An 8,778-nucleotide genomic window follows, 5' to 3' on the forward strand; every position below is an offset into this window, starting at 1 on the left:
GCCTTTGAACTTATAAGATTCACCAATGAATATAATCAGCAATATTGCTGTTGATTCTTTTTTCATCTACACCCCCTCCATACATCAGTTGCAAAGTTCAAAGCCACAGTCTTCCCTAAGTATACAGCAAGCATAGAAAACAATACTGTAGCCATTACGTTAATGATCAATAGCATCAAGTTATAACTCTCAAAAAGTCTGAACGACTGATAACTGAATGTAGATAATGTTGTAAAAGCCCCTAATAATCCAATGGTTAGGAATATCCTGGTTTCTTCACCAAACAGACCCTGATATTCAGAAAGGTACATTATCAGACCCAGAAAAAAACTTCCAATGATGTTTACAGACAAGGTCCCTAAAGGGAAATTAAGAAAACTGTTCTGCACCCATCCAGCTATAGCATATCTAAGGATAGCACCTATAAAGCCGCCTATGCCTATTAATAGAACTATATACAATAGTACACCTCAGTGCTTCTGCAGAAGTCATCAGCATAAGCGGTTCTGACCTGATAGCCAAGGCGGACTTCATCACCATCCGATGGCTTTTGTGCCCATCAAATAAATAGATTATGTTTGTTGTTCATGTTGGATGGGCACATCCTTGAATAATCTTTATCTGAGTAAATGTATATTTACATGCGTTGGAAATTTTAATTGTGTTTAAGTATTAATTGATCTCATACTTATTCTCAAAGGTAAACTGACTCAGAGTTACCTGCAGTCAGTAAAGTGGTGATATGAATGCAAATGAGATCAGGAGTATTGATCGTAGAAGTTTTGTTCTTTCTGATAATGACCATAGGACTAGTCTCAGCTGCTCTTGTGGGCAGTTATGATACTGATTCTATTGCAAATGATGTTGCTGTGGTAGACAATTATGCCTATATAGCTGATGGTGACGGTCTTGTGATATTGGATGTCACTGACCCTTCATCGCCAACCTTTGTGAGCAGTTATGATACCAGCGGTGATGCCTTTGGTATTGTTGTTTCAGATGATCATGCCTACATAGCTGCTAATACAAGTCTTGTTATCGTGGACGTCAGCGATCCCTCATCACCAGTATTTGTCGGCAGTTATGAAGTTGATACTGGTATTGCTCTAGATGTTGACATTGAAGACGGTTATGCCTGCCTGGCAGCCGGTGAACTTGTTATCGTGGATATCAGCGATCCTTCGTCACCAACCTTTGTGAGCAGTTATGATACTGGTCGCACTGCAGTTAGTGTTGCTGTAGCAGATCATTATGCCTATGTAGCTGATGGTTACGATCTTGTGATCATAGATTTCGTCGTTCCTGCATCACCAGTTGAGGAGGGCACTTATAATACCACTGGTTATGCATTTGATGTTGCTGTGGCAGGCTATTATGCCTATGTGACCAGTAATCTCGACGATGAGGGCCTCGGTTATCTTGAAATTGTAGATGTCTTTGATCCTGCCTTGCCGCTCTATGCAGACATTTATGAGATCAATGGTTCTGCACGGTTTGTTGCCGCACAAGGCAATTATCTCGGTGTTACCGATGCTGAAGGCTTTGCGATCATTGATATCAGTGACCCGATATCATCAATGGTCCTGGCAGAGTATTATATGAGTAACCCACAGAAAGTTGCTGTTTCAGGTAACCTTTTTTATGTAGCTAATGCTGCAAACGGTCTTTTCATTTTTGATCTGGATGCTGATAAGGTTGGTGTATACAACAATGCAGGTACCTGGGCACTCTGGAACCTTTATACAAGCTCCGCAGACATCGTAGGGTTCGGCTGGGCCGGTACCGAACCGGTCGTAGGTGACTGGAACGGGGATGGCATCGCTGAGGTAGGAATTTACAATAGAGGAGGTAATAACTTCCTTATTCAAACAGAGAGCGGCTTCGATGTGATCGGTCTTGGCTGGCCGGGTGTTACTCCGGTGGTAGGTGACTGGGACGGAGACGGTGCTGATGAGGTAGGTGTATATGACAATGCAGGTACCTGGGCACTCTGGAACCCCTACACAAGTTCTGCTGACATCGTGGGATTCGGCTGGGCCGGTACCGAGCCGGTGGTAGGTGACTGGGACGGAGATCTGATAACCGAAGTGGGCATTTACAATAGGGGAGGTAATAATTTCCTGATCCAGACAGATACTGGCTTTGATATTATAGGCCTTGGGTGGGAAGGTGTGACTCCAGTTGTGGGTAACTGGGGTTGATCTTCTCTATTTTTTAGGAGTCATATGCATACAGGAAGAAATATGCACGGAAAATGGCTGGTCATGCAATCTGCTTGAAACAAATTCGATAATATAATCCAATATGGTCTCCTGTCTGTAAACTACCGGCTGTAACTTCTTGGCGCAATTATCTTCTCCAGCAGCTCCAGACGTCCTGTTTTCTCAAGCTGCCTGTAGATAAGTTCCCATGCACAGTCCTTTTCCGGGTCAACTTCACATTTTCCAGACATTGAGCCTCCGCATGGGCCGTTGAGCAGGCTTTTCGGGCAGCTGGCCTTAGGGCAGATACCGCCAAATTCCTGGATATTGCATGCACCGCACATCTCGCATAGCTGGGGAAGGACCTGATCTGCCGTTCGTCCTCCCAGAGAATCAGTATTATTGGAAGGATAGACCGGTACATCCACAAGTCTGGCTACTACTGAAGTGCCGCTGCCGCATGCCATGACAAGGATGGCATCAGCTTTTTGTATATCAGTATTTTTCTCCAGGAGTGTTTCGCGGGATCGAATGCTACAGGCTGCAGTGGGCAGAACCCAGCCGACAACATGTTTTCCGGCTGTTTTCAGTTTCTCGCACATGTCAAGCACTTCAGGCTCCCCTCCCACATGCAGTTTTGCAGCACAGACATTACAACCGATCACAAAAATATTGTCAATGCCCTTTAAAGCAGCAAGTATCTCATCGAGTGGTTTAGAAGAAGAGATGATCATAGCTCCCTCAAATAACGGTGCTCTACATTATCATCAAGTTGCAGTGTATGCAGGATCATTCTGGAAATGGCGGGCAGGTTACGGGCCTGGCATTCCAGTTTTTTCGCAAGTTTCTCAAGTTGTAATATCGTTCCCATGATAAGGATGTCAGTGTTTTCTGTCTCATGGGACACTGCATCTCTTTCAAGGGCGGCATCGCCTCCCCTTGCGAGGATCTCCTGCTTGATTATCAGGGCTTCTGTGGTGGTTATATTGGATATTCTCAGCACCCGGGAAATGGACTTCTTTTTCATGATCTGGGCGCCGGTCACGGTGACACCCATATCCTTCATGCTGCGAACAGCATCTTCAGGGTTCAAAATATTCACTACAGAAACCTCAAAGCCATTCTCTTTCACCACAGACTGCCTGCTGCGCATGGCCGCTGCCACCTTTACTACATCCATGGTTTGTGGCACATCGTGTGTCCTTATGATGTGAGCTCCCTTGTGCACCACAATAGCGGTGGCAGCAAGAGTGCCATATAACCTTTCCTCGGGCTGCCTGTGCAGCACTGCATCAATGCAGGATTTGCGCGATATCGCTGCAAGGAGTGGTTTGCGGAACACCTTCAGTCTTTCGAACTGATCGATGGTCTCAAAATCGTATATTGGTATCTTCTCAGGCACCCATTTACCTATGGCAGGGTCCAGAACGAGCTTGCTGGTGTCCATGCCTTTGGCATGTGCCTGCCTGATGATGTCGGACAATGATTCCATTATAGCCTCCATACCTATTGGGTCACCAGGGATCTTCTCAGTGGCCATGGCAACTGCAGGACAGCTGTGTTCCACCAGGACTTCCAGCATTCTCTCATCGGCTTTGAAACCTGAAACATCATTGATCATGTCGGCTCCCAGTTCAAGGGCCTTTTCAGCGATGTCAGCGAACATCGTATCTACTGAAATGATCACATCAACGTTGTCTTTCAGAATATCAAGCGCAGGGACAAGCCTTTGCATCTCTTCTTCCCTGCTTATCACAGGCTTTGCAAGCAGCCATGTGGAGCGTGCTCCTATGTCCAGGATAGTGGCACCGTCGTCCACCATGCCGTGTGCCTTTTCCAGTATGGAGTCAATGTTCATCACTGATGACTTGTAAAACGACTCCTGGCTGAGATTAATAACTCCCATTATCCTTACAGGATGTTCATCACCAACTTTCAAGCCACAGATATCTGCATCAACGAACATTTTCTACCCGACAAAGTATGGAATCGACATATATTGCATTTATCTCTATGTAGACGCATCTTTAGCTGCCATCAGCACATGCTGCATGAGTATGGAAATTGTCATAGGTCCCACGCCTCCGGGTACGGGGGTTATAAGGGAGGCTTTTTTGATGACGTTCTCAAAGTCCACATCACCGTACACTTTTCCATTCTCTTCGGTGATCCCCACATCAAAAACGACAACTTCTTCTTTTACCATATCAGCTTTGATGAGGTGTTTGACGCCTGTGCCCACTACGAGTATGTCAGCATCAAGAGTGTATTGTTCAAGGTTCCGGGTGAACACATGACATACCGAAACAGTGGCATTTCGGTTGATAAGCATTGCAGCCATGGGTTTTCCCACAACGTTGCTGTGTCCGACAACAACAGCATGCTTCCCCTGTATCTGGACACCATGCTCTTCCATTGCCCGGATAACTCCTTTGGGAGTGCAGGGTACAAAGCCCTCATTACCTATCAGGAGATTTCCCATGTTGTACGGATGAAAACCATCGGCATCCTTTCTGGGGTCTATGGCCAGCATGGCCTCCTTATCGTTAAGATGTTGCGGAAGAGGTAATTGCAGCAGTATCCCGTGAATATCGCTTCTCAGGTTAAGCTGCTGAATGTGAGCTATAAGCTCCTCCTGTGAGATAGAAGCCGGAAGGTTGTGGTCTTCTGCATGTATGCCTGTCCTTTCACATGCTTTGTGCTTGAGGCGTACATACATCTTTGAAGCAGGATCTTCTCCTACCAGAATGGTGGCAAGGCCAGGGGTTATATCCCTTTCGGCTTTGAGCGTCTCCACGCCCTTCTTAACCTCTTCCTCAACCTTCTTTGCAAGGCTGCGCCCATCGATCACCCTTGTACTATATTCCTCGTCCACCACACCACTCACCTCTTACCTATATATTGGGAACCTGCTGCAGAGCTGTTCTACATCAGAACTGATCTCCATCAGGGCCTGTTCGTTGCCAATGTTAAGGATCACACTCTCTATGAAACCTGCAATGTCCACCATTTCCATTTCTTTCATGCCCCGGGTGGTTGCAGCGGGAGTACCTATACGGACACCGCTGGTAATGAAAGGACTTCTGGTCTCAAAGGGTATGGTGTTCTTGTTGAGGATGATACCAGCTTTGCTCATAGCTGCTTCCGCATCCTTTCCGGTTATATTGAACTTATTGAGGTTCAGGAGCATTACATGGTTGTCGGTACCTCCTGAAACGATGTTGAAATCCCTTTCAATGAGGCTCTCAGCGAGCATCTTCGCGTTCTTGACGGTCTGCTCCTGGTCCCGCCTGAATTGTTCGCTCTGTGCTTCCCTGAAGGCTACGGCCTTTGCAGCTATCACATGCATCAGAGGCCCACCCTGTATTCCGGGGAATACGGCCTTGTCAAGTGCTTTTGCATATTCTTCCTTGCACATGACCATCCCACCTCTGGGTCCACGCAGGGTCTTGTGAGTAGTGGTTGTTACAAAATCAGCATAAGGGACGGGACTTGGATGTGCTCCTGCCGCCACAAGTCCGGCAATATGAGCGATATCGGCCAGCAGATATGCACCAACTTCATCAGCTATCTCTTTGAAACGCTTGAAGTCAAGAGTGCGGGAATAAGCAGAAGCTCCACATACGATCATTTTGGGTCTTGTCTGCTTTGCCATCTCCAGAAGTGCATCGTAATCCAGTGCTTCTGTTTCCCTGGATACTCCATAGGGTACTATCTTGTAAAGCTGGCCGGCGAAATTGACCGGACTTCCGTGTGAAAGATGGCCTCCGTGTGACAGGTCCATGGACATTATGGTATCACCGGGTTTAAGTACGGAGAAGTATACTCCCATATTGGCTCCTGAGCCGGAGTGAGGTTGCACGTTCACATGTTCTGCACCGAATATGGCCTTTGCTCTCTCCCTCGCAAGGTTCTCGGCAATGTCTACGAATTCACAGCCACCATAGTATCTCTTACCTGGATAACCTTCTGCATATTTGTTGGTCATTATCGAACCCTGTGCTTCCATGACCGCACGGCTCGTATAGTTCTCAGATGCTATCAGGTTGAGTTTGTAGTCCTGGCGGTTCGCTTCAAGCTTCAGTGCTTCAGCGATCTCGGGGTCTGTCTCTGAAATATAGGACATGGTATCATCCAATTACAAGCTTTTTTAAGGTTAGTTCTCTCTGCGTAGTACAATCCTGCCATCCAATTTAAGTTTACCCTCAGTGAACAGTTTTACTGCTTCGGGGAATATCCTGTGTTCCTGTTCCAGTATCCTGGAGGCAAGCGTGCTTTCTGTATCATTGTCTTTTACAGGTACGCAGCTTTGGAGGATTATAGGTCCGCTATCCATTCCTTCGTCTACGAAATGGACAGTGCAGCCAGCGACCTTGACACCGTATTCAAGTGCCTGCCTGGGACCATGCAGACCTTTAAAGGAAGGGAGCAGTGCAGGATGTATGTTCATGATCCTCTCTCTGTATGTCTGGATAACTTCACTTCCTAAGATCCTCATGTATCCTGCCAGAAGCACCAGGTCAACATTATAACTCTTCAATGTTGCAATTATCTTTTCTTCAAATCCCATCTTGCTTGCATAGGCGCGCGGATCTATAAAAACAGCATCTATCCCATGCATTTTTGCACGCTCAAGGGCAAACGCATCTTTCACATCACTTATGACCACGCTGAGCTTTACGTTCTTTAGATAGCCGCTTTCCACATGGTCAATGATCGACTGAAGGTTGGAACCTCTGCCCGATACTAAAACTCCTATATTGGTGGTCATCATAGGCTCTTAAAGTATCTTCATATAATTAGGTTTTTGGATTTGGTCCGCAACTGAGAAAAAGATCATCAATGCTTTTTGTATTTTGTCTTCTCATCTATCAGGCTTACAAAATCCTCAGGTCCGGACATCCTGTCCAGTTCCTTTTCTTCGATGAGCACTGTATTTTCCACAGTTTCGGACTTGCTTGGACCTTTTATGATAAAGACCGACCGTGTCTGTGTCACACTGGAGATGCTGCTCATCAGATCAGCTCTTTTTATCATCGCACTGCTGTACGCGCTGACCCCTGTAAGCATCGTATCGTGATTATCCTTGGATATGGCCTTAAAGGGCGCCTGAGATGTCGAAACCACCTGATAGCCCAGGGAATGCAGCAGATCGAGCACGTTGTCCTCTTCGGGATATTTTTTCTCCTCAAGTGGCATTGGAGGTTCTCTCAACCTCTTCTCAAAAGCCTGCAGAATATCTATGGACTTTGCAAGGGCAACATCCAATAGTTCTTCCAAATGCAATACCACATCTATGGACGCATCCATTCCGCCTTCTTCATATTTGCTGATGGTCCTTCTCGAAACTCCCAGCTCAGTAGCAAGGGTACCCAGGGACATAGCCTGTTTGGTGCGCGCTTCTTTCAGCACATCACCATCTATTGATACGTATAATCCTCCCGGCGCCGCTGATACAAGCGGAGGCACGTTCTCCACAAAGTAATCATAAAGTGTCTGCACGTTAACCGCAGGTATGTCATATCGCATGTACACTACGCTATCTTCAAGCATCTGGTCCCGGGTCTTGGCACCCACAAGAATGGCTGAACCGCCCAGATACCGCGCAAGCGCTTTCATCTCATGAGCTGTTTCTTCGTTCAGCCCATCTATATTGTACAATACTTTGCAGAAAAGCAGGATGTTATCTTTCCTTGCAGCAAGGTCAAAACTCCTCGGCCTGATGTTACAGCGCTTTGAGACAGTAAAGTCCGCCTGTTTCAGCACATCTACTATCTGATGTATGAGGATGTCTTTTGTCATGACTAATAAATGATTGTTTGCACATCTATATGAACTCTTGCTAGCCTGTTGTCCTAAACTCCACTTCCCTGCAGAAAACTTAATTGCATGCAACTCATCACTAACCCAAATTAACAAGGTCAACACATGTTCATAGGTATAGATGATACGGATTCAAGGGAAGGCATGTGCACAACATATCTGGGAGCCCTGCTCATGGAAGAACTGCAACAGTATGGCAGCATCCGGAAACTTCCCATACTTGTTCGTCTCAATCCCACTATTCCTTACAAGACCAGAGGTAATGCCTGCGTAGGCATTGATATAGATACCTCTTGTCCGGATAAAGTGATGGGACATGTCATTTCCAGGGTTGCAGCAATGTCAGCAATGGAGTGCGAAATGACAAATCCGGGAGTTGTCTTTGTGCAGGATGATGAAGCTAGCGGGGTCAAGGATATCCTGGATGGTTTTTTCCAGCGCGCTGTAAGAACTGTCCTGTCCATCGAAGAGGCAAAGTCCATAATTGCCGAAACCGGCCTGCAGGCCAGAGGATTCAAGAATGGGCGGGGTCTCATAGGCGCGCTGGCTGCCTGCGGCGCTATGCTGAACCCAGGGTGGGACCACACATTTGAGTATCTTGCCTACAGGCAAAGGGACAAATGGGGCACCCCCAGAAATGTGGATAAAGAAAGCTTCTTTATTGCCGATGGTGTCACTTATCCCGTTACATGGGACACAGTGGATGTGTCAAATAGACTTGTGGTGTGTGTGCCTCATTCCCCGGACCCGGTGC

Annotated in this window: 9 protein-coding genes and 1 riboswitch; of the genes, 2 read left to right on the forward strand and 7 right to left on the reverse strand. The window is 46.6% G+C overall.

Going from position 1 to position 8,778, the window contains the following annotated elements:
• Positions 1-62 precede the first annotated feature (62 nt).
• Positions 63-461 (reverse strand): fluoride efflux transporter CrcB, encoded by a 399-nt coding sequence (crcB, locus tag AB7U21_RS08110; protein ID WP_428388201.1) that lies wholly within the window; start codon positions 459-461, stop codon positions 63-65.
• 14 nt (positions 462-475) lie between these two features.
• Positions 476-547, reverse strand: a riboswitch (Fluoride riboswitch).
• A gap of 199 nt (positions 548-746) precedes the next feature.
• On the opposite strand from crcB, the gene AB7U21_RS08115 reads away from it, so the two are divergent.
• The gene (locus AB7U21_RS08115; protein ID WP_428388203.1) at positions 747-2,201 is read left to right on the forward strand and encodes an LVIVD repeat-containing protein; all 1,455 of its coding nucleotides are present in this window, start codon (positions 747-749) and stop codon (positions 2,199-2,201) included.
• A 122-nt stretch (positions 2,202-2,323) separates the two neighbouring features.
• Here the strand turns inward: AB7U21_RS08115 and AB7U21_RS08120 are convergent, their stop codons facing one another.
• From AB7U21_RS08120 to AB7U21_RS08145, 6 genes are all read right to left on the reverse strand, one after another.
• Positions 2,324-2,935 (reverse strand): methylenetetrahydrofolate reductase C-terminal domain-containing protein, encoded by a 612-nt coding sequence (locus AB7U21_RS08120; protein WP_428388205.1) that lies wholly within the window; start codon positions 2,933-2,935, stop codon positions 2,324-2,326.
• A complete protein-coding gene (gene folP, locus AB7U21_RS08125) occupies positions 2,932-4,167 on the reverse strand; it encodes a dihydropteroate synthase (protein WP_428388207.1) in 1,236 nt (411 codons plus the stop codon). Before folP ends, AB7U21_RS08120 begins: the two co-directional genes overlap by 4 nt.
• A gap of 45 nt (positions 4,168-4,212) precedes the next feature.
• Positions 4,213-5,079, reverse strand: coding sequence for a tetrahydrofolate dehydrogenase/cyclohydrolase catalytic domain-containing protein (locus AB7U21_RS08130; protein WP_428388209.1), 867 nt, complete (start codon positions 5,077-5,079; stop codon positions 4,213-4,215).
• 12 nt (positions 5,080-5,091) lie between these two features.
• Entirely contained in the window at positions 5,092-6,327 is a 1,236-nt protein-coding gene (gene glyA, locus AB7U21_RS08135) for a serine hydroxymethyltransferase (RefSeq protein WP_428388212.1), read from the reverse strand.
• Positions 6,328-6,357: 30 nt separating this feature from the next.
• Positions 6,358-6,972: a phosphoribosylglycinamide formyltransferase gene (gene purN, locus AB7U21_RS08140; RefSeq protein ID WP_428388219.1), complete on the reverse strand. Its 615-nt coding sequence runs from the start codon at positions 6,970-6,972 to the stop codon at positions 6,358-6,360.
• A gap of 68 nt (positions 6,973-7,040) precedes the next feature.
• Positions 7,041-8,003, reverse strand: a complete 963-nt coding sequence (locus AB7U21_RS08145; protein ID WP_428388215.1) for a transcriptional regulator — start codon at positions 8,001-8,003, stop codon at positions 7,041-7,043.
• A 126-nt stretch (positions 8,004-8,129) separates the two neighbouring features.
• Between AB7U21_RS08145 and AB7U21_RS08150 the strand changes: the two genes are divergently transcribed.
• The coding region (locus AB7U21_RS08150; protein WP_428388217.1) for a TiaS agmantine-binding domain-containing protein at positions 8,130-8,778 on the forward strand (649 nt) is incomplete at its 3' end.

It is taken from the genome of Methanomethylovorans sp. (assembly GCF_050177135.1).
In the GTDB taxonomy this organism is placed as follows: Archaea; Halobacteriota; Methanosarcinia; order Methanosarcinales; family Methanosarcinaceae; genus Methanomethylovorans.